18 protein-coding genes are annotated in these 21518 nt (G+C 70.3%); 6 read left to right on the top strand and 12 right to left on the bottom strand.

The genetic code is table 11. The annotated features are described in order from the left end of the window. Nucleotides 1-9 precede the first annotated feature (9 nt). Entirely contained in the window at nucleotides 10-2616 is a 2607-nt protein-coding gene (gene rph / locus BCD49_RS35605) for a rifamycin-inactivating phosphotransferase (RefSeq protein ID WP_071042400.1), read from the bottom strand. 168 nt (nucleotides 2617-2784) lie between these two features. Next, on the bottom strand, nucleotides 2785-3192 hold the full coding sequence (locus BCD49_RS35600; protein ID WP_071042390.1) for a DUF6069 family protein: 408 nt from the start codon (nucleotides 3190-3192) through the stop codon (nucleotides 2785-2787). 319 nt (nucleotides 3193-3511) lie between these two features. Here BCD49_RS35600 and BCD49_RS35595 point away from each other — a divergent pair, with 319 nt between their 5' ends. Further along, on the top strand, nucleotides 3512-4024 hold the full coding sequence (locus tag BCD49_RS35595; RefSeq protein ID WP_131803632.1) for a hypothetical protein: 513 nt from the start codon (nucleotides 3512-3514) through the stop codon (nucleotides 4022-4024). Nucleotides 4025-4272: 248 nt separating this feature from the next. Here BCD49_RS35595 and BCD49_RS35590 read toward each other — a convergent pair whose 3' ends face one another. From BCD49_RS35590 to BCD49_RS35575, 4 genes are all read right to left on the bottom strand, one after another. After that, nucleotides 4273-4479: a hypothetical protein gene (locus tag BCD49_RS35590; protein WP_007512462.1), complete on the bottom strand. Its 207-nt coding sequence runs from the start codon at nucleotides 4477-4479 to the stop codon at nucleotides 4273-4275. A 5-nt stretch (nucleotides 4480-4484) separates the two neighbouring features. Continuing rightward, nucleotides 4485-4928: a VOC family protein gene (locus BCD49_RS35585; RefSeq protein WP_071042399.1), complete on the bottom strand. Its 444-nt coding sequence runs from the start codon at nucleotides 4926-4928 to the stop codon at nucleotides 4485-4487. A gap of 291 nt (nucleotides 4929-5219) precedes the next feature. Further along, nucleotides 5220-5867 (bottom strand): TetR/AcrR family transcriptional regulator, encoded by a 648-nt coding sequence (locus tag BCD49_RS35580; RefSeq protein WP_007512459.1) that lies wholly within the window; start codon nucleotides 5865-5867, stop codon nucleotides 5220-5222. 128 nt (nucleotides 5868-5995) lie between these two features. Continuing rightward, complete coding sequence (locus tag BCD49_RS35575) at nucleotides 5996-7543, bottom strand: alpha/beta hydrolase domain-containing protein (protein WP_071042389.1); 1548 nt, start codon at nucleotides 7541-7543, stop codon at nucleotides 5996-5998. A gap of 366 nt (nucleotides 7544-7909) precedes the next feature. Here BCD49_RS35575 and BCD49_RS35570 point away from each other — a divergent pair, with 366 nt between their 5' ends. The 3 genes from BCD49_RS35570 (at nucleotide 7910) to BCD49_RS35560 (ending at nucleotide 12438) form a co-directional block, all read left to right on the top strand. Then, a complete protein-coding gene (locus BCD49_RS35570; protein ID WP_071042388.1) occupies nucleotides 7910-9475 on the top strand; it encodes a carboxylesterase/lipase family protein in 1566 nt (521 codons plus the stop codon). 209 nt (nucleotides 9476-9684) lie between these two features. Further along, nucleotides 9685-10917, top strand: a complete 1233-nt coding sequence (locus BCD49_RS35565; protein WP_071042398.1) for an ABC transporter substrate-binding protein — start codon at nucleotides 9685-9687, stop codon at nucleotides 10915-10917. Nucleotides 10918-11268: 351 nt separating this feature from the next. Further along, nucleotides 11269-12438: an RNA ligase RtcB family protein gene (locus BCD49_RS35560; RefSeq protein WP_007512451.1), complete on the top strand. Its 1170-nt coding sequence runs from the start codon at nucleotides 11269-11271 to the stop codon at nucleotides 12436-12438. 59 nt (nucleotides 12439-12497) lie between these two features. On the opposite strand, the gene BCD49_RS35555 is transcribed toward BCD49_RS35560, so the two are convergent. Further along, nucleotides 12498-13565, bottom strand: a complete 1068-nt coding sequence (locus tag BCD49_RS35555; protein ID WP_007512449.1) for a LysR family transcriptional regulator — start codon at nucleotides 13563-13565, stop codon at nucleotides 12498-12500. 14 nt (nucleotides 13566-13579) lie between these two features. After that, nucleotides 13580-14704: a YeiH family protein gene (locus tag BCD49_RS35550; RefSeq protein WP_007512447.1), complete on the bottom strand. Its 1125-nt coding sequence runs from the start codon at nucleotides 14702-14704 to the stop codon at nucleotides 13580-13582. A gap of 184 nt (nucleotides 14705-14888) precedes the next feature. On the opposite strand from BCD49_RS35550, the gene BCD49_RS35545 reads away from it, so the two are divergent. Continuing rightward, on the top strand, nucleotides 14889-15494 hold the full coding sequence (locus tag BCD49_RS35545; protein WP_007512446.1) for a hypothetical protein: 606 nt from the start codon (nucleotides 14889-14891) through the stop codon (nucleotides 15492-15494). Between the two features lie 324 nt (nucleotides 15495-15818). Further along, nucleotides 15819-16622, top strand: coding sequence for an MBL fold metallo-hydrolase (locus BCD49_RS35540; RefSeq protein ID WP_007512444.1), 804 nt, complete (start codon nucleotides 15819-15821; stop codon nucleotides 16620-16622). Between the two features lie 50 nt (nucleotides 16623-16672). On the opposite strand, the gene BCD49_RS35535 is transcribed toward BCD49_RS35540, so the two are convergent. The 4 genes from BCD49_RS35535 to BCD49_RS35520 all read right to left on the bottom strand — a co-directional run bounded on the left by BCD49_RS35535 (nucleotide 16673) and on the right by BCD49_RS35520 (nucleotide 21325). After that, complete coding sequence (locus tag BCD49_RS35535; protein ID WP_007512442.1) at nucleotides 16673-17905, bottom strand: radical SAM/SPASM domain-containing protein; 1233 nt, start codon at nucleotides 17903-17905, stop codon at nucleotides 16673-16675. 557 nt (nucleotides 17906-18462) lie between these two features. Continuing rightward, nucleotides 18463-19269, bottom strand: a complete 807-nt coding sequence (locus BCD49_RS35530) for an SDR family oxidoreductase (RefSeq protein WP_007512440.1) — start codon at nucleotides 19267-19269, stop codon at nucleotides 18463-18465. Between the two features lie 8 nt (nucleotides 19270-19277). Further along, the gene (locus tag BCD49_RS35525) at nucleotides 19278-20486 is read right to left on the bottom strand and encodes an amidohydrolase family protein (RefSeq protein ID WP_007512438.1); all 1209 of its coding nucleotides are present in this window, start codon (nucleotides 20484-20486) and stop codon (nucleotides 19278-19280) included. Nucleotides 20487-20566: 80 nt separating this feature from the next. Continuing rightward, nucleotides 20567-21325 carry an ABC transporter permease gene (locus BCD49_RS35520; RefSeq protein ID WP_035928033.1) on the bottom strand — a complete coding sequence of 253 codons (759 nt, stop codon included), beginning with the start codon at nucleotides 21323-21325 and terminating at the stop codon, nucleotides 20567-20569. Nucleotides 21326-21518 lie beyond the last annotated feature (193 nt).

The following is a 21518-nucleotide window of genomic DNA, read 5'->3' as shown; positions in this document are numbered from 1 at the left end:
TCATTGACTTCATTGAGGGGATGGCAGGATCTCGACGTATCCGTCGGTTCCGTGCACGCGGATCCGCTGCCCGTCGGGGATCAGCCGGGTGGCGTCCACCACGCCGACGACGGCGGGCAGTCCGTACTCCCGTGCGATCACCGCGCCGTGAGTMATCAGTCCTCCGACCTCCGTCACCAAGCCCGCGATGGCGACGAAGAGGGGCGTCCAACTGGGGTCCGTGTGAGCCGTGACGAGGATGTCACCCGGTTCGAGGTCGGCCCGTGCCATGTCCAGGATGACGCGGGCCCGCCCTTCGACGGTCCCGGCGGAGACCGGTAGGCCGAGCAGCGCGCCGGCCGGCATGCCGTCGCGCCGGTAGGCCCCGGTGATGGCCTCCCCATCCGACGTGAGCACCCGGGGCGGCGTGAGCGCCTGATACGACCTGAACGCGTCCTTGCGTCGGCCGATGAGCTGGGCATCCACGCGGTTCGTGCGCACGACGTCGTGGAGCTCCTGGAACGTGAGGTAGAAGATGTCCTCCCGCTCGCGAAGTACGTGGGCCTGGGCGAGGCGCTCGGCTTCTGCCAACAGGGCGTGCTTGTACACGAAGTAGCGACTGACCATGCCGTACTTCGGATACTCCCGGTACCCGATGAAGGTCCGGACCCGATCGATCATCCGCTTCGTCTCTTCGGCCTTGCGCTCCCCGTCCGGCAGGGCCCGCAAGCGCTCCAGCAGCTCCTGCTCCTTCTTCCAGGCCTCCTGCCGCCCTTGCTCGAAGCGCCGCTCGCCGGCTCCCGGCTCGAAGTTCCTGATGTTGCCGAGAATCATGGGCACGAGCGTGGAGGGGCGTTCGCTCCAACGCGGCCGCGTGATGTCGATCTCGCCGACGCAGCGCATGCCGTACTTGTCGAGCCAGGCCTCGATGGCGTCCCGCGCCGCCCGCCCGCCCGCGAGCTTGGGCAGCTCATCCAGGAAACCCTCGTCCTCGACGCGCCGCAGGAACGCCACCACGCCCGGATGCGGGCGGATCGCGTCAGCGACGTCGAGCAGTGCCAGCCCCATCTCCGACGTGATGTTGTGGGGCACGGACTGCGTGAGCGTGTCCGCCGCGTTCTTCTCGCCCAGCCACGCCTCCAGCCGCTCATTGAGCCACCACGTGGCATCCATCGCCGACATGAACACCTGATGGCTCCGCGGATCGAACAAGATCCGCCTCAGCTCCTGGATGTCCGCCCGGATGAAGTCGAGCAGCGCCTCTCCCGACTTCGTCCGGATGTCACTTTCCAAGGCGGCGAGGGATGCCTCGCTGCGCCCGATCAGCTCGGTGACGATGGCCGGATCGGTCTCGATCGGGGCTGACGCGCCGCCCGACAGCGGGCCGGGGGGACCCTCGTCTGGCAGCGGCCGGATGAAGCCGTCGCGCTCGAGGATCGTCTGCAGCGCGTCCGCGGTCAGCGGATCGGATTTCCCCATGAGCTCCAGGAGGCCGGCGCGGCTCGTCGGCGAGGCCACCCTCTGGGTGACGTCGACGAACAGGCGGCCGCCGGCCTCGGCCATGGGGGCGGGGGTCGTCATCTGCCAAAAGGAGAGCCCCAGGGGCTTCATGGGGTCGGTCATCATCTGCTGATGGCCGACGGAGAGGTAGACGTGGTTCTCCCGGTCGCCGGACTCGGGGATGGGGAACAGCGTGGTGATCGGCCGGCTCTGGACGATCTGGAAACCGTCGTCGGCCAGGCACCACTCGATGTCCTGAGGGCGGCCGAGGTGCGCTTCGATCCGCCGGCCGAGCTGGACGAGCCGCACGACCTGCGCATCCGTCAGCGCCGGCTGTTCCCGCCGTTCCGGGGCGATCGCCTGTTCCTGCGTCCCGCCCGCCGGCGAGACGTGGATGGCGAGCTGCTTGGCGCCGACCGCCTTCGCGACGACCTCACCGTCGCGCACCGTGAAGACGTCCGGGTTCACCAGGCCGGAGACCAGGGCCTCGCCGAGGCCGAAGCTGGCCTCCACAGAGGCGACCTTCCGGTTGGACGTGATGGGGTCGGCTGTGAACAGGATGCCGGCCGCATGCGGGAAGACCATCCGCTGCACGACCACGGCCATGTGGACGGTGCGGTGGTCGATGCCGTTGCGCTGGCGGTAGGTCACGGCCCGCTCGGTGAACAGCGAGGCCCAGCAACGGCTGACGTGCTGGAGGATCGCCGCCGGCCCCACGACGTTCAGGTACGTGTCCTGCTGGCCGGCGAACGACGCCGTCGGCAGGTCCTCGGCCGTCGCGCTGGATCGGACGGCGTAGGCGGCCTGCTCGCCGAGCTGGGCGAGCGAGCCGGTGATCGCCGCCGTGAGATCGCCCGGGATGGCGATCCCTTCGAGCGTCCGGCGGATCTCCGCGCTGCGCGCGCGGATCGTCTCCCGGTCGTCCGGGTCCAGGCGCGACAGCTGATCGAGCCGATCGTCGATCGACGGCGCCTCCGCCGCGATCCGCCGGAAGGCGTCCGTCGTCACGCAGAAGCCAGCCGGCACGCGGATGCCTTCGATCCGCGACAGCGCCCCCAGGTGCGCGCCCTTGCCGCCGACGACCGCGACCTGCGTCTCGTCAACCTCTTGAAGATCCAACACGTACTGCTCGCTCATCGCCATACCTCCGGGGCAGCCGTGCTTCGTTGTCCGCTGCTGGTCAGGCCGACGATTCTGCGGCGCGACCCGGGTCTTGCGGCAAGCCCCCCAGGCCGCTGTACGTTGAAGATGGCAAGGAGTGGGATCTCCTTGCCTCGGGCGGGTCTTGCCTCGACGGGTCCTGTCTCAGACAGGGAGTCGGCGAGCCACGGCCGGCACCACGATGGCGGCGGCGACCAGGTGGGTCGTCATGAGCAGCAGCTTCGTGACCCAGGTGGCGTCCGCCAGCAGATCCGGCACCAGAGACAGCGCGGTGAGCACCACGGTGGTGCGGATGAAGATGCCGCGCGGGTRCCGCGTCACGCGCGACAGCACCACGGCGAGAACCAGCCCGACCAGCGAGAGCACCGCGGTCAGCATGGCGAACCCGAGCACCGGGATCGCCTCGCCGCTCATGTCGAGGCTGATCCCCGCCGCATGGCCGGCGGCGGCGACCGTCGTGGTGGCGGCGCTCGCGACGACAGCGGCGGCGACACCGGTCCAGACGAGCGGGCCGGTCTTCGTGGTGACAGTGGCGGTGGGGGTGACGGCCATCGTGGCCTCCGTAGCGGTGGCGACCGGCCCGGTGCCGGTCTCTCACCAGAGCTACGAACGCGACCGGGCCCGATCGACAGGTCCGGCGAAAGTCTTCTGAGAATCCTCCGCCTGGTGCCGTCGGGAAACGGATCCGACTTCATCGCTCCAGGACCGGCCGAAGCTGTGTCGCCACGTGGTGGCCGAATGGCCGAACGCCGGCCGGGAATGCCGGTGAACGGTTCCTGGCGCCAGGCCCGCGCCGGCCGGTACGAGGCGACCATCTCGCGCCGTCGATGGTGGACGGGAGGCATTCCTCGGGGGATGGAAACGTGTTACCGTGTCAGCGCTCAGCCGGTTGGAGCGCTGGGCGCGCGACGTGTTGCACTATCGAAAACGGTCGCGGCTGGCTTCTGCGGGAAGGGCCGGTTGCGTGTACGCCCTGGGCGCCACCCTCGCCCTCGGCCAGCTCATCCTGATAGCTGGCTATCTCGAGCCGTCGTTGGGGTTGGCGATACTCCTCTTTCTCGCCGCGGCCGTCGCGGATCTCATCGTCCTGGGCCTTGTCTACGCGGCGTTTCGCCCGCTGGGCCTGGCGCGGGACTCCGAGACATCCGCCCCGCCGCGGCTGTTTGATTATGTCGCCGCTTCCTTCGGCGCCGGCGCCATGGCCATGTTCGGCCTGTCCATGGTTGCCCTGGGCTCCTGGCTGTACATCGGCCTGCACGGCTGGGGGCTGCATCCGGTGCTCAGCGTCGCGATCACCTTGCCGCTGATGCTCGTCGGGCTGTTCGTGGTTTTGATCTTGTCGATGCTGCTCCTGGGACTGGCCATCAAAGATCCTAAGAAATGAATCTCGGATCGCGCCCGCGGCCTGCCTGAGTATCTCCGCGCTGGCCACACCTCGGGTTGATCATGGTCGGCGCAGGTTGTGGCGTGGCGGCGGGCGACGGCGCGTTCGACGGCGGAGGGGAGAGCGGACGGCGCGGCACGCCCGGCATGCCGCGCCGGCCGGACCGAGGTCGCCGGCCCGCCCGGGCGGGAAGCGCAGTCTCGTCGTCCTGGCGGGCCCGAGCGTCCCGTGGTCCTGACCGGGACGGATCAGGCTGTGCTCTGATCTCCTCGCAGCAACGACTCCAGATGTGCGCCGGCCTCGCGGACAGCCACGTCCGGGGCGGCTCCGGCGTCGCGGGCAACGATATAGGCGGCGTACCAGTCCGACCAGTGGTGCGCGGGAGCGACTGCCTCATAGGCGCCGTGATGCTCCTCCGCCTCGCGGAGCAGTCCGGCCAGTGCCGTGACGTTCATCGGCCTTAGCGTCCGGGAAGCCGGGTCGTGATTTCCTGAACGACCCAGCCGTTGCCATCCGGGTCGCTGAAGGAGACGAACGACGAGTAACTGCGACGCTCCGGATCCGGCCCGGGCACCCGCCCCTGCGTTCCCGCATGGTGGAACACGCCGCCCGCGTCGTGAAAGACCTCGCTCACGTCGACGCCAAGCCCGGCGAGTTCGGMCCTGGCCGCCTCGACGTCGTTGACGACCAGGTGCAGGCCCTGCGCGGAACCCGGCGTGGCGGTCGTCAGGCCGGTACCGAAGATGACCGAGGACGGCGACCCGGGTGGCGTCACCTGGACGACGCGGAACGGCTCGTCCGTGGCGAAGTCGGCGTCCAACCGCCACCCCAGCGACACATAGAATTCCTTGGCCTTGTCGACGTCGGAGACAGGGATGACGACGACCTCGAGCTTCATGTCCATGTCGGCTACCTCGTTCACACGGAGGTGGTGCGATTGGCGTGCTCATCTTCGCGTGGCCCGCGTCTCTCAGGGCTCAGTTGGCCCAAGTCGGGCGATGGCCTGACGAGGTGGGTGGAGAAGGGGCCGGCGGTTGTTCTCGCCGCGGCGGGCCTGTTCAGGTGGGCGCGGTCCGCCGGCCCGGTTGATGATCGCCGTCCGTGCCCTCCCATGGTTGTCCGCCGGGCCGGATCGCGACCACGGGAGGGCGCGGATGGCGATCAAGCTCGTGGGGTCGCTGAAGTGAACCGACGATCAGCATCCGCTCGGCGGCGTCGGCGACTGACTGTCCGTCGGCGGCGGGACGGCCGTGGCGAGGGTGGCGGTCGCGTCGGCGCATGCGGCGACGACCTCATCGAAGCAGGCGACGAGTGACGGTCGGTCCTCGGTCAGGTAGAGGTGGGTGGCAGTCGTGAACCAGCTCATCGCCATCAGAGCCACCGCGTGGATCTCGAGTGAGGACCAGCGGGTGCCGGCACGACCGAGGAGGATCTCGGTGGCCGTCCTGATGAACCCGCCGATTCCCAGCGGAAGTGGCTCGATCGTGGGTCGTGGCTCGGTCGTCAGCACGGCGCGAATCTGGGTCAGCAGGCCTCGGTCGTAGCCCTGGTCGCACAGTTCCCGCAGGACCGCGTGCAGGCTTCCCAGCGGCGCCTCGGTGGCTGGCCGCTCGGCGAGACGAGCGAGGGCGACCTCTCGCCGGACGACGAGGTGGTCCACCAGGATCGCTTCCTTGGTCGCGAAATGGTGGAAGACGGTGCGGCGGCCGACATCGGCGGCGGCGGCGATCTGGTCGATCGTCGTGTCGGTGTAGCCCTGGGTCTGGAACAACTTCAGGGCCGCGGCGGCGATGCGCGCCCGTTTCGCCGTCGGGTCTCGCTCGCGGGTCGGTGCAGCTGACACGCGGCGACATGTTACCGACCAGGCATGGTCTCGTCGCTCGACGTCGTGACGCTCGCAGGTCCGTGCCACCTGTCGGCGCAGCGGCCCGGGTCACCGACGTGAGCGAGCTTGTGCCGGCGCCGAGCGGCCTAGCTCGTGGGGAAAAGCTTGGCTGCGTTTGTTGCCGCGGCCGCCCTGATGGAGTCCGCGTCCTGGGCCAGGAGGTATCCGGCGCTGACGGCCTCGTCGACGGCGTGGTTGTAGGCGGTGAGATAGGCCTGGCCGTCCGGGTACAGCGAGTGYAGGCGGTCGGGTGAGAAGTTGGACATCGACCCGAACAGGGATTCCATCGCGGATGYGCCCGGTACGACGCCGCTGTAGGTCRCGACGGGTACCTCCAGCTCGGGCATCCGGATGCCGCCGAGTGCGTTGCCGTACTCGTCTCGCTCGATGCGCGGTGGGTTCTCGCCGAGGGAGATGCGAGGCAGGACAGGCGGTGGGGTGTTCCCAGATGCCCATTCCGTCAGGCCGACGCGGGCCGTGGATATGACTGGCAGCCAGTCGAGGGAGTTCGGAGCCGACGTCGCGCCGACCGCTCCTGACGTCGATCCGAGGTCGCCCGAGGGCAGTTTGAGGCCGTCGCGCACGAAGAGCGTGACCACGTCCCCGATGCTGTCGGCGCCGGCGCCGGCGTGGGCCGCGCCAGCGATCTCCCAGTACCGGAAGGTGGCCGAGTCCGGTTGGCGCACGGGGTAGATCGATTCGGCCTCGGTCTCGGTGCTCACGAGAATGACGGGAATGTCGAGGTCGTCCCGGATGCGCACGGGCGGCCGGGTGAGAAGCGTGTCCGCGTCGTCGGTGTCCGAGCCTGTGTCGACCCTGGCCGCACGGCCGAAGTTGGCGATCAGGAGCGCACCGTCGAGCGCATTGCTCAGTGGCTGCACGCCGTCAAGATAGGAGGTCAGGCGTATGGCGGACTGGGACGCACCGGTGGCGAACACGTGCTTGACGTCGAATCCGGCCATCGGGTCGACCGGCAGCTTTCCGCGGTCATGCCCGACGAGGAGCGCGGCCTTCGTGAAGATGCCGTAGGAGAAGTCGTCCCCGGGATGGGCGAGCGATCCGTACCGCTTTGGGTCCCACCTTCTAAGCCCGTTCCCCTCGGCGCCAGGAACGCCGTCGAGGCCGATCTTCTGCGCCGACACGTACACGGTGGCGTCGCCTTCGCGCACACTCGCGCGGGTGAAGTCGCCAATCTCGAATCCGGCCGTCACGTTGAGCCAAGACAGCCAGACGGTCCCGCTGAACTTCTTGGGATCGCTCGGACGCAGGACGAGCATCCGGGACCTGAACGGCGCCGTGCCAGACGGTTGCAATGCCCACCGGCCGTCCGTGCCGAGCTGCGTGCCAGGCGCCGGGGCGTAGGAGACGGCGTCGCCGCCGAAGAAGTACTCCCGCGCGGAATATCCGTAGCCGTCGAGGTCGAACACCGGCAGCGAGAAGGGGTTCGGGCGCTCGCCGTTGGCTGTCGGCCCGGTCACGGTCACCCCGGCCAGCTCGGCCGCGTTGCCGGTCGGTGTCGTTGTGCCGGCGGCCGCGCCGCCATCGCCACCGTCGCCGCGCGCGGTACGGCCAGGTAAGGCCGCTCCGGCGGCGAGCAGGAACACGGCTAGTCGACCCGGCCTGATTCGGCTCATGCGGACTCCCGAGGTGTTCGGCCGGCGAGCGCCACCAAGGAGATGTGAACGACCCGTCGCGAGAGATGCGACACTAGTGCCATAGTGGAAGGGTGGTCAAGACCGCGCCACGCTGTCGACGCGCGATGGACCGTGGCGCGCCTGGCGGCGTGGATGTCAGGCGGGAGTTCTTCCGCTCAGCGGAATCGTGGTGTTCGCGAGTGCCGCTGTGGGTCCTACGCTGCGCTCCACGCGCGGCGCCGGCGCTCGGGATCGAGTGCCTGGGTCGGACAGTCAGGCCGCTCACCGATCCGCTCGACCGCCCTGATGCGGGAGGTCCGCGAACGGTGCCTCAGGCCAGCGGCGTACAGCGAGAGGATCCATGAAATGATCACCGAGACCGCGTCGGGCGCTGTCCGTGGCGCTGAGAACGATGGCGTCGTTTCCTTCAAGGGCATTCCCTACGGCGWTGACACCGGTGGAGACGCCCGGTTCCTCCCGCCCCGCCCGGCACCCGCGTGGTCCGGCGTGCGGGACTGTCTGACCTACGGGCCGTCCTGCCCACAGCCGTCCAGCGAGGAGGTCACCGGAGCCAGCCGACCGATCGACATGGAACGGATGACCGGGATCTGGAACTACGAGCGTCAGTTGGGCGAGGACTGCCTGGTCCTCAACGTATGGGCGCCGACCGGGGCTGTAGGCGCGCCCGGCGCGGGTGCGCGGCGCCCAGTCCTGGTCTGGCTGCACGGCGGCGCCTTCACCATCGGTTCGGCGTCCTGGCCGCTCTACGATTTCACGAATCTCGCTCGCAACAACGACGTGGTCATGGTCGGAGTCAACCACCGGATCGGTGCGCTGGGTTTTCTCGACCTGTCCCACCTGGGCGACGAGTTCGCCGACTCGGCCAATGCCGGCATGCTTGACATCGTCGCGGCGCTCGAGTGGGTCCGCGACAACATCGCCGCGTTCGGTGGTGATCCGAGCAATGTAACCATTTTCGGCGAGTCCGGGGGCGGCGCGAAGGTGAGCGTGCTGCTCGCCATGTCGGCGGCTCGGGGCCTGTTCCACCGTGCCTTCGCCATGAGCGGCGCCTTMCTCGACTGCATGCCCCCAGCGGAGTCACGGGAGCTGACGGACCTTACGCTGCAGCTCACGGGGCTCGCTGACGTGACCGATGACGCCGCTGTCGATGCCCTGCGCAAGCTTGACGTAATGACCCTCGTGAACTCACAACTGTCCCACCCCTTGGGCCTGCGGGCGATCACCGAGATGCGTGGGCGGTTCAGCCCGGCCCGATGCCCAAGTCTTCCGCGCGATCCCGTGGACGCGATCGCCGACGGCTCCGCCGCTGACGTGCGCGTCGCACTCGGCTGCACGACGCACGAACTGGAACCGTTTTTGGGGACACCTGAGGTATGGAGCGCCGATGACACGTTCCTGATGGGGCGGCTGCGGGGCTTCCTGGGCGACGACACCGACCATGTGCTCACCGCCTACCGCAGTGCCCAACCCGATGACAGTCTTGTCTCGCTCTACCTGCTGATCGCTTCCGACCACGCTTTCCGGATCCCAACGGTGCGGATCGCCGAGGCGCTCCTCGCCGGTGGCGGCCTGCCCCCGTATGTCTATCTCTACGCGTTCGGAAGGCGTAGTCCCGACGGTGTCGTGCGCGCCGGGCACGGCAGTGACATGTGGTACTTCTTCGACAACGTCAGCGTGGGGCCCGCTTTTGACGGTCCGCACGCCGCTCCGCTCGTCCAGGCCATGGCGGGCTCGCTGGTCGCCCTTGCGCGCCAAGGCGACCCCAACCACCAGGGCCTGGCGACCTGGCCCCCCTACGACACCACCAACCGGCCGACCATGATTTTCGATGTCGAGTCCCGCGTCGAGCCCGACCCGATGGGAGCGGAACGGCGGGCCTGGCAGGACATCGTCACCGTCGGCCTCGGGTGACCGACGTCCGGTCGGAGGTTGGCGCGTCGCGGTTCTGATGCCGACGCAGCCGGTGGATGACCAAAGCGCAGTCGACTCATGGAAGRCACCTCGCAATGGATTCGCGGCAAGCTCGGCCCCTTTCGCGGCCGATCCTACGATCAGGGAGAAAAGTGAAACACATCTGGAGAAACACCTGCCCGGCCGGCTTACGCTCGACCGCCGCCGCGATGATGGCCGCCGCCCTGTGCGTCGTCGCGGCCTGCGGCGGCGGCTCCGACGACAAGGGTGGCTCCGCCGCCCCGTCGGCGAGCGGCTCCGCCAGCCAGGCGGACGTCCTCGGTCCGATCTCCAAGGCGACCGGTGCACCGGTCAAGATCGGCCTGATCTCAGAAGGGGCGAACCCCGTCGCGGACGCCAGCGACGAGGCCCGCATCGCGCAGGCCACCGTCAAATGGCTGAACGAGCACAGGGCCGGGATCGGCGGCCGGCCGGTCGAGCTGACGGTCTGCGAGACCCTCGGCGACCTGTCCAAGGCCTCCGACTGTGGCAACCAGATGATCGATGACGGGGTCGCCGCGGTCATCATCGGCACGTCCGGCGTCGTCGAGAGCGCCTGGAAACCACTGAACGACGCCAAGGTCCCGGTCATGGTCTACGGCTCGAGCGACCCCGGCCTGCTGTCCAGCCCGACGACCTTCTCCCTGGGTGACCCGACCTTCTCGGTCATCGATCTGCCGATCCAGGTCGCCAAGGACAAGGGCAACAAGAAGGTCAGCGCCATCGTCATCGACGTCCCGGCCGCCCTGCACTCTGCCCAGGAGGTCGCGCCGCCGCTGTTCGAGAAGGCCGGCATCGGCTATGTGCTCGTCCGCGTAGCGCCGGRTACGGCCGACATGACGCCGCAGATGCAGCAGATCGCCGACAACGGCTCGGACGAGGTCTTCATCATCGGCAACGACGCCTTCTGCATCAGCGCGATGAACGGCCTCAAGGCCGTCGGCTTCACCGGCACCATCAGCGCCATCTCCCAGTGCATCACCGACGCCACCCGCAAGGCGGTGCCCGGCGGCACGCTGAAGGGCATGGTCGTCAGCGCCACCGCGCCGATCGGCCCGGACAGCCCGTCGATGCGCCTGTTCCTGGCTGTGGCCAACACCTATGGCAAGGACATCGACACCAGCAACCAGGGGAGCCTGACGATGTTCACGCTCCTCGCCGGCCTCCAGACGGCGACGCAGGGCATCACAGGCGACATCACGTCGGCGACAATCACCTCGACCATCAAGGCGATGAAGGAGACCGAGCTGCCCGGCGCCGGCGGCCTCAAGTTCCGCTGCAACGGCAAGGCCATCCCCGACCAGCAGGCCGTCTGCGTCCGCGGTGGCCTGGCGTCGACCCTGGACGACAAGGGCCAGCCCGCCGACTACAAGGTCCTCGGTAACACGCCGATCCCGGACTGAGCGTCACCTCGGCACCGTGCCAGTACCCGGCCGCGGACACGTCCCGCGGCCTCGTTGCCAGGCCATCCGTGGAGCGACAGCCAAACGGGGTTCTGGCACGGTGTCGATCGCCACGGGCGAACGGAAGACAGCGAGCGCGATCACCACCAGCGACGGCCCGCATCAGCCCTGCCCCCGTCGTCGCCCCCAGGTAAACCGCTTGCCATGCCCGGAGGGTTCCGGGAAGGTGATCGCATGATGCTCTGACCGACAGCGCTATTTCTCCGTGGTGCCAGTCCGCACCGCGGGTGTCGGTCATGTTCCCCTCCTGGTGAAAGAGCATCCTTCTTGTCTCAGCGACATTCCAGCCAGGTGACCTCGCAGCGATCCGGCCCGCCCGCGACGGTCAGGGATTCGGCGTCGGTCACCGTGTTCGCCTCGCCCGCGAGCTGGATCGAGTCGGACGCCGTCGCGCAGTGCCACCAGGTGGCCGCCCTCGAAGGCATGATCCATGTTGCCGGGATGCCGGACCTGCATCCCGGGAAGGGTGCCCCGATCGGTGCCGCGATGGCGTCGAGCGTGCTGTACCCGACGCTGGTGGGATCCGACATCGGCTGCGGTATCGCCGTGTTCCCCATCAGGCTTGGCCGCGCCGCGCCGGAGAAGCTCGCGAGGCGCTTCCCGGACCTCGACCGCGCGCTCGATCCCGAGCGGGATGTCGACGACCCCGCCTGGGACGCCGCCCGGGGCGACATTCCCGCCGGCCATGGCGACGGCCTCGGGACGGTCGGTCGAGGTAACCACTTCGTCGAGCTGGCGCGGATCGCCACCGTCGACGAGCTGGAGCACGCGGGCCGCCTCGGGCTTGCCGTCGGGGACCTGGTGCTCGTCGTCCACAGCGGCTCCCGCGGGCTGGGTGAACGGATCCTGCGGGCGCACACCGAGGTTCACGGCGCCGGCCCCGCTCCCGACCCCGCCGCCTACCTGGCGGCCCACGACGACGCCGTGCGCTGGGGGTCGCTCAACCGCCGACTGATCGCCGCCCGGGTCGCCCACGCGCTGGGCACCGAACCCACCGAAGCCGTCGTCGACCAGTGCCACAACCTGGTCGAGATCCGCGACGGGGTCTACCTGCATCGCAAGGGCGCCGCGCCCGGGGATGGCCGCGACGTGCTCGTCGCCGGCACCCGCGGCACCGCCTCCTACCTGGTGGCCGCCCACGCCGGGGCGGCGGCCAACCATTCCGTGGCACACGGCGCGGGCCGCAAGATGTCGCGCGCCGACGCGCTGCGCCGGGGCCGGGCCAAGCACACCGTCGAGCAGCTGCGCCGCACCCCGGTGGGGTCGCTGGTGATCTGCGGCGACCGTCAGCTCCTTTTCGAGGAGGCCCCGACGGCCTACAAGCGCATCGAGCAGGTGATCGCCGACCTCGTCGGCCACGGCCTGGCCACCCCCATAGCCACCACGATCCCCCTCGTCACCTACAAGACGCCCGACCTCCCGGACCGCCAGAACCACCGCCGCGAGCGTGGCCGGCGGTGACGTCGTCGCGTCGATCGCTGATCGCGGATCGCGGATCGATCGTGGCCACTGGGCAGTGATCAGCCGCCATCTGGCCTGTGCCTGATCAGGCGATGTTCTCGCTGGTCAGAGGCCTCGGTCGGGTCTGGTGGCCCTTCGGTCGGCTCCGGGGCGGCGCCTGGTCCGGCCCGGCTGTTTCTGGCTGGCCGAGACTGCCCCGGCCGAGGTGTGGAGGGGAGCCGGCCGATCGCGAGTTCGATCAGTTCCGCGGCCAGCGGGGTCGGCGCGTGACCGGACCAGACCGCGTGCAGCGGTCGGACCAGCTCCAGGTCGGCCACCCGCAACCGGACCAGCTCGCCGGTGGCCAGGCCGGCCGCCGCGGCCCGGGCGCTCACGACGCCCACGCCGCCGCCCGCCCGGACGGTGGCCAGGATCGTCGCCGTCGAGCCCAGGCTGGTCACGTGCTGGATGGGCGGAGTGCGACCGAGCGCGCCGGCGAGAGCGCGTAGGAACGTCTCGCGCGTGCCGGAGCCGGGTTCGCGCAGCAGGAGCGGCACCTCGGTGAGATCCTTGGCGCGCAGATCCCGTTCGGCCCGGGCGGCCAGGGGATAGCGGGCGGCCACGACCAGCGCCAGGCCGTCCGTGCCGACCACTCGGCGGCCGAGGTCGGCCGGGACGTCGGGCGACTCGACGAAGCCGAGGTCGGCCCGGCCGGAGCGGATCGCCGCGCAGACGTCCTCGCTGTTGGCGACGCTGGCCGAGATCTCCAGATCCGCGTGGCCGCGCCGCAGGACCAGCAGCCAACGGGGCAGCAGGTACTCGGCCACGGTCAGGCTGGCCGTGATGCGTAGGCGGGCCCGCTGGTCGGCCCGTAGTGAGAGCACGCCGTCGGCCAGCGTCTGGGCCGCGTCGACGACCGGGTGGATCCAGGCGACGACGGCCTCGCCGGTCGGGGTCAGCGTGCTGCCGCGCCGGGTCCGGACCAGAAGTGGCACCCCGAGACGCCGTTCCAGCCGGGCCAGCCGTTCGCTCGCGCTGGGTTGGCTGATGCCGTGCGCCTGGGCGGCGCGGCCGACGCTGCCGGTCTCGGCGACGGACAGGAGCAGGTCGAGCGTCGCCAGGTCGGTGGCCCAGCTCGGGAGGGACATCGCCGGACAGCGTGTCACACCACCCTGGCGACGGTGAGGCTGGTCAGGCTCACCGTGACCCACAGCAGCAGACCGAGCAGGAGCGGCCGGTACCCGGTGCGGCGCAGCGCCGCGACGTCCGTGGCGAGGCCGGTCGCGGCTAGGGCGACGGCGACGAGAATCATCGTGGCGCGATGCAGCGGCTCGTGGCTCGCGGCGGGGAGAAGCCCGGCCGAGTTGGCCGACGCCACCAGCACGAACGCGATGAGGAACCCGGGAACGAGGCGGACGCCGCGCCGCACCACGGCCAGCAGGCGACGTGACCGGTGCCGCGGCTGGCGGCGCGACTGGCCGCGAGGCCGGTGGCACGGCCCACCGTCTGGGCCGGAAGGGGCCACGCGGTCGCAGGCGAGCGCGCCCAGCGTCAGCACGATCGGAATGATCATGAGTGTGCGGACGAGCTTGACCACGACCGCCTGCTGGACGGCGGCCGGGTCGTAGGCGCTGGCCGCGGCGACGACCGAGGACATGTCGTTGACCGCGGTCCCGGCGAACAGGCCGAACCCGCTCGGGCTCAGGCCGAGCGCGTGCCCGAGCGGCGGGAAGACCAGGGCCGCGGCGACGTTGAACACGAAGATCGTCGAGACGGCGTAGGTGACGTCGGCGTCCTTGGCTCTGATCGTCGGGCTCGTGGCGGCGATCGCCGACGCCCCACAGATCGCCGTCCCGACCCCGATGAGGATGCGCAGGTCACGGCCGACCTGGAGACATCGGCCGAGCAGCGCCGCACCGGCCACGCAGACGGCGAGGGTGGTCAGCATGACCGGCAGCGAGGCCACCCCGACGTCGGCCACCTCACCCAGGGACAGCTGCGCGCCCAGCAAGGCGACGGACGCCCGCAACAGCCGGGTCCGGGCGACGTCGAGACCCGGTTGAAGGACGCGCCGCCATCGCCGGGCGAGTGGGCTGAGCAGGACGCCCCCGACGACCGCCACGACGGGCGCGCCGATCACCGGGCTGGCCACGCCGACGGCGGTCGCGGCCAGTCCGATCGCGATGGCGAACGCCAGCCCGCCGGACACGCCGGAGACGGCGGACACGGTGGGCGGAAGCCGCGCGGGCCGGACGACATGGCGTTGCCCGGCGGGGACGGTGGTCATGGACCCAGCCTCAGCCGGCCGCGGGCCCCTCGGTACCGACCGACTGCCAGGGATGGGCATAGGGAATCCCTATGGCTGGATCCCGTGGACTAGCCGAACATTGTCATATGGGGCTACAGCCTGGAAAACTCCGGCTACTCGACCTCTGTGAGTCGTGGAACCGTGAGATGTTGAGGGGACAACTGTGCGGCGGCTGACCCGCTACGCAAGAATCGTCACGCTGATCGGATTCGTCGCCGCCATCGGCGCGGTCGGCTGCTCGGAAACCACCGGAGCGACCTCGCTCACCTCGTCCGGCACCGTCGCGCCGGCGGACAGTACCAATGCGCCGGCTGACATCAAGCCGCCGGCCGAGGGGCCGACGCTGTCAGCGCAGATCGCCCTCGACATGACCAGTGTCGCTCAAGGCGGCCAGATTGCCGGCACGCTCACGGTCACCAATCGTTCCACCGAGGCCATCGGCATCACAGAGAAAAACGGCTGCCACCCGGCCTGGACGGTCGGCCTCCAACGACCCGGGATGCCCGTCCAGTTCGCCTACACGCTGATGTGTGAACTGCGGCCACTCGTCTTCCCGCCCGGCACGACGAGTTTCGATCTCTCGATCCGCACGACGTACATCAGCTGCTCCTCGGACGAGTCGACGTCGGTAGCCGGGTCGTCGCTGCCCCGGTGCGAGAACGGCGAGGCGCCACCGTTCCCGATCGGCGACTACGAAGCGGTCGTGGTAAGCAATTCTCCCGACTTCCCGAGAGCCGCGGCTATCGGCGTGCGCGTGGTCGCCCGCTAGCACGCACCGGTAGCCGGCGGGACTGGCACCTGTTCTGCTCGGGTGAGGTCGCTGTCGCGGGCTGCCGGGTCGGCATGGGGTCCACAGGTGAGGCGGTTCGGGCGGCGTCCGTCGTCGCCCTTGGACATGGTCGATTGCCTGACGGCTACGAGGAGTTGGTAGCAGCGCGGTAGGCCGCGTTCAGGCGCTCGCGAACGCTGGGCGATCGCGGTGGGGTGCCGGAGCCAAGGTGCGCGTGGCGCGGTTCGTCCATGAACTCTTGCCAGAGCGCCGGGCACTAGGCTCCCGACAAGCGGTTGCAACCACAAGCGGAGGGAGCCACCGGTGTTGAGGCAGGTCGTGGAGGGCGTGCTGATCCACGAGAGCGAGTTCCTCCAGAGCAACACCATCGTGGTGCAGGGCCGGGCTGGCGTGTTGCTCATCGACCCTGGGGTGACCGGCGACGAAATCGCCTGCCTCGCGAACGACCTCCGCGAGTTGGGCCAGCCTGTGGTGGCGGGGTTTTCGACGCATCCGCATTGGGACCACCTGCTCTGGGACGCCCGGCTCGGCGTGGCGCCTCGTTACGGTACGGCCCGCGGCGCGTCCACTGTCCGAGAACGGCTGTCGGACGCGCGCGCGAAGGCCTTCGTCGCCTCGCTGATACCGCCGGACATCGCCGAGCAGGTACCGCTGGACCTGCTCGGAGTCATCACCGGCCTGCCCGCCGGGGAGACGCAGATTCCTTGGGATGGCCCGCAGGTCCGGATTGTCGAGCATCAAGCGCATGCCCCGGGCCATGCAGCGCTGTTGATTGAGGGACGCGGGGTTCTCGTCGCCGGCGACATGCTTTCCGACATCTTGATTCCTATGCTCGACTTGAACAGCACCACTGACCCGGTCGAGGACTGCCTCGTCGCGCTGCGGCTGCTCGAGGGCGTGGCGGGCGGCGTCGATGTCGTCATCCCGGGTCACGGGTCCGTCGGCGGAGGTGGTCAGGTACACGCACGGATCGACCAGGATCGCGCGTACCTGCATTCCCTGCGCGATGCCGAGGTTCCCAGCGACCCGCGGCTCGGCCCGACGGCGTACGGCAAGGATTGGCTTCCCGGCGTGCACGAACGGCAACTTCAGCGCATCGCGCGATGAAGGCGGCCCGTCGCCGGGGAAACAGTCTCGGCGACGGAGGAATCGACTCCTCAACGACGCGTCTTGTCCCACGCTGGTGGCCAGTGGATGTCCTCGGGGGCGAGGCGGGGGCGCTGGTCGGCGGGCCACGGCGCGGTGAGCTCTTCCTGGACGATCTCGAAGAGGCCGTGGTCGAAGGGGGTACCGGGGGCGGGTGTGGTCTGGACGAGCCGTTCGCGGGTGCCTGCCCGCTGGTGGGTGAGCGCCCGGTGGTGGCAGTAGGGGTTGTTGCCGGGGCGGCCGAAGAAGGTGTGCGCGGTCCAGGTACAGCCGCCGCGGCACACGTCGGCGTATTCGCAGGACCGGCAGAACCCCCAGGTGTTCTCCGTGGCGGCGTCGGTTCCGGCGGTCATGTTGATGGCCAGCTGGGGTGCGTCCCGTAGCAGGTCGACCAGTCCCCGCTCGCGGATGTCGCCGGCCGCGTAGTCGCCAGTGGGCAGCGATGGGCAGCCCTTGATGGTGCCGTCCGCCTCGATGCCGAGCGTGGTCAGCCCTGCCTGGCATCCCGACCAGAATGCCGTGCCTTCCGGCGAGCGCAGCAGCCGTTCGTAGGGGCCGTAGTAGCCGACGTTGTTGCCCGCGTGGATGCGGATGCCGTCCGCCGCGGCTCGGCGCGCGACCTGGGCGAGCATCGGGAAGACGTCGAGAAGCTCGACCGGCTGGAGCAGCATCTCGGAGTGGTCGGCCGCGTTTCCCATCGGGACGGTCAGCTGCCATTGCCAGGCGGCGACCCCGGCGGCGCGCAGGGCGAGGTACAGCTCGGGCAGTTCCGGCGCCGTCAGTCGGTTGATCTGGGTGTTGCAGGTGGCGGTGACCCCGGCGGCGCGCAGGTGCCGGATGGTGGCGAAGCAGGAGTCCCACGAGCCGGTACGGCCGCGGAGCCGATCGTGCGTGGCCGTCATGCCGTCGACCGACACGGAGCACTGCTCGATGCCGGCCGCCCGCAGACCCCGGGCCATCGCCGCACTCATCCGATATCCGCCGGTGGTCATGGTGCAGGCCATTCCCCGACGGGTGATCTCGGCGGCGATCGTCAGCCAGTCGCGCCGCAGGAACGCCTCACCGCCGATGAGGGTCACCTCGTCCACGCCGGCCTGTTCGAGCTGGGCGACGACGTCGAGGGCCTGCGCCGTGGTGAGTTCCGCCGGACGTGCCTGGCCCGCCCGGGAACCGCAGTGCCCGCAGGCCAGGTTGCACGCGAGCGTCAGCTCCCACACCGCGTAGGTGCGACGCGGGGTGGTCATCGACGGCGCAGCCGGTCCAGCAGCCGCCGCCATCCCGAAACAGGTCCAGGCGACGGCGGATAGCCCTGACGGGACCAGGGCGGCGGACCGCCGTAGACCGGCGCTGGCGGTGGTGGCAACGGCGGTGGCGGCATGGGAGGCGGTGGAAACGGCGGCGGCGGTGGAGGCGGTGCCCCGTAGACCGGCGCCGGCGGCGGGCCGAGCCGATGAGGGTCGGGAGACGGCGCGATGGGTGGCGGGAAACCGGAAGGAGAACGGTCGGTACCGAGACGGATCGTGTCGTCGCGCTCGGCGTCCTCTTCCTCCGCGAGCCGTCGCGCGATGGCGTCGTCCCGCTCACGGCCTATCTGCTCGTCACGGCCAGGCCCTCGCGGCAGGCGTGGTTCGGACGACTCCGCTGGAATCACCTGCACGTCTCCTGTCCTGTAGGGGCGGCTTCCAGGACAGACCGTACGCCGGGGACACTGGGGCCTGGCCGGTTCTGACGCCGGCCGTCCTGCCCGCGCCCACCGGCCTCGGCCGCGCGGTGCCTGGCCCGCCCGCGCGCCGGCCGGCGATCAGAACTGGGTGCCGCCGTCGATGTTGATGACGGCGCCCGTGAGGTATCCGGCCCGGGATGACAGGAGGAAGGCGAACAGCTCGCCGACCTCCGTGGGTCTGCCCGGGCGGCGCAGGGCGACGTCCATGTGCCACTCGTCGGCCATGACCTGCTCGAGAAGCCCGTCCGGCGGCACGCCCCGCTCGCGCGCGAGGGCCTGGCGCACGGCGGCGAGTGAGTCGGTCTCGATGGCACCCGGGCAGACGCAGTTCGCCCGCACGCCCGAGCCGCCGTACGCGCGGGCGACGGTCTTGGTGAACGCTGCCACGCCGCTCTTGAGGGTGACGTAGGGCAGTCGGTCCGGGTGATAGGCGCGCATGCCGTAGGCCCCGGTGGTGACCACGGTTCCCCCGCCACCGGCGACCAGGTGCGGCACGGCGGCGCGTACGGTGCGCACCGTTCCCATCAGCACGTCGTCGATCGCGTTCGCCCACACCGCGTCCGAGGCCCCGTCGAGGTCGGCATGCGCGGCCGTGGAGGTTCCGGTCGTCACCGCGACGCCGGCGAGCGAGCCGAGCGAGGCGACCGCCTCGGCCAGGATCCGCTCCGCCGCGCCGGGGTGGGTGACGTCGCCTACCAGGGCCGTCGCCCGCCCCTCGCCGGTTCCCTCATCGATCCGCCGGACGGCTGCCCGCGCGCGGTCGGCGTCCCGGCCCACGAGCACCACCCGCGCGCCCTCGGCGACGAGCACCTCCGCCGTGGCCAGTCCCATGCCCGCCGTCCCGCCGACGACGACGAACCCGTGGTCGCGGATGCCAAGATCCATCTCGACTCCTAGGAAGTGGGTAGCCCGACCAGCTCCGCGCAGTTGGCGCGCATGATCCGGTGGACCTCGTCGGGGCTGAAGGCGGTGAGCTCGTCGGTGAACGACGCCGGCTCGGCGAGGCCCTCGCCATGTGGCCAGTCGGAGCCGAACAGGACCCGCTCGACGCCGATCGTGTCAGCGAGTTTGCGCAGGTCCTCCTCGTAGTAGGGCGTGACCCAGACATGGCGCCGGATCGTGTCGAGTGGGTCGGCGGCGAACAGCGACGGGGCGCGGTTCGCGAGCTTGCGCAGGCCCTTGAGCAGGGGATAGACCCAGTCGGAGCCGTTCTCGATGCTGGCGACCTTCAGGTCCGGGTGGCGGGTGAACACGCCGCCGACGATGAGGCTGGCCATGGTGTCGTGGATGGCCCGGTCACCGATGAGGACGCCGCCGAGGAGGTCCGGCGCGCGGAAGGGGGCGAACTCCTCGGCGCCACCCCAGGAGGCTCCGATCATCGCGTTGTAGCCGCTGTCGCCGAGGTGGAACGCGACCGGCACGCCGGCCGCGGCGAGGCGGGCGAAGACCGGGTCGTGCAGCTTGTCGCCCAGCGAGCGGCCCTTGGCGGTCCCCGTCGGAACCGGCGCCGGGCGCATGTGGACGACGCGGGCGCCGAGGCCGAGCACACGGTCGATCTCCGCCAGTGCCGCGTCCGGGTCGGCGAGCGAGATCATCGGCGCGGCGATGATCCTGTCCTCGTGGGAGTAACCCCAGTCGTCCTCGAGCCAGTGGTTGAACGCGGTGAGGCTCGCCATCGTGGCGGGGATGTCGTTTCTGAGCGCCTGTTCGACGCCGCAGCCCAACGTGGGGAAGAGCAGCACCGCGTCGAGGCCCTGGGCGTCCATCGTGGCGAGCCGTGCCTCCCGGTCGCGGTACTCGGGCCGGATGGGCTCGACCTTGGTGAGGCTGCGCGGGTCGACGCCGTCGGGGATCTGGCCGCGGAACTGCAGGTCGAGGCAGCCGGGGACGATGACGGGGTCGAACGTCGGGTTCGGGATGAAGTTGTTGACCTTCCCGCCGATGACCATCTCGACGTGGCGGCCGTCCTGGACGACACGCACCCCGCGGTGCCGGAACTTCCGGTCGAGGTGGCGGGTGAACGCGTCGAGCGTCTCGTAGTAGTGGTTGTCCGCGTCGACGGGCCGCGCCGCCGCCGGTTCATGCCCTGGTAGCGCCGCCATGGCAGCCTCCCTGCAGACTGTGAAGAGATGTAGATATTTCTACTCGCCTAGCCGCCCGGAGCCAAGCCGGTCCGGCGGTGCTACGAGTTGCTGTGGCGGTCAGCCGGCTGGCCGCTGAGGGGGAGTACCCGGGGCGCGCCGAGCAGGTGGGCGAGTACGACGGCGGCGACCGTCTCCGCCGTGAGCAGGCCGGTCAGGATGACGATCTGGAAGCGGGCCGCGTCTCCCGGGCTCGCGCCGCCGAGCAGCGCGCCGACGAACGCCCCTGGCAGGGTCACCAGTCCGGTGGTGCGGGTCTGGTCCAGCGCTGGCACCAGCGCCTCGCGCACGGCCTCGCGGGCGATCGGCGCGCAGGCCTGCCGGGGCGTGGCGCCCAGCGCGAGCCACCCCTCGACCTCGTCACGACGGCGCATGAGCCCGTCGGCCAGCCTGCGGCCGACCAGGGTGCAGGCCGTCATGGTGCCGCCGAAGACGCTGCCGGACAGCGCGATCAGGTGCCGCGTCGAGGGGTCGAGCACCGGTACGGCGAAGACGATGCCCAGCGTCACGGCGGCGCCGGCCACACACGAACCGGCCACGGCCAGGACCGGCCGTCGGAAGGCCGTCAGCCTCCGGGCCGCTGTGATCACGGCGGCTGTCAGCATCAGGGCCAACGCCGCAGCGGTGGCCGGCGGAGCCGCGAACACCCCGCGCAGCGCGAGACTGACCAGCGTGAGCTGGATGACCGCTCGCACCACCGCGGTCACCACCGCCGGTGCCCGGTCGACCCGTGCCCACAGCAGGCACCCCACCGCCACCGCGACGAGGCAGCCGAGCCCGATGATCAGATGTGCGTCCATCAGCACCGACCGGACCTCCTCGTCGCCTCGGCTCTAGGCGATTCCGGTGGCTCCGAGTGTGTACACGCTGATCGGCTGGTTGGTGGTGACGCCCGTCCGCTGGCGCAATCGAAGGTCGGGGCCGCATGAGGTCGGGGGTTCGCCTCAGGTCCGCCGTCAGTCCGTGACCAGGACGGCGTGGTGTCCGGGTTAG

The organism is Pseudofrankia sp. EUN1h, from assembly GCF_001854645.1.
GTDB classification, from domain to species: domain Bacteria; phylum Actinomycetota; class Actinomycetes; order Frankiales; family Frankiaceae; genus Pseudofrankia; species Pseudofrankia saprophytica.
This window is presented reverse-complemented; position numbering and strand designations above follow the sequence as displayed.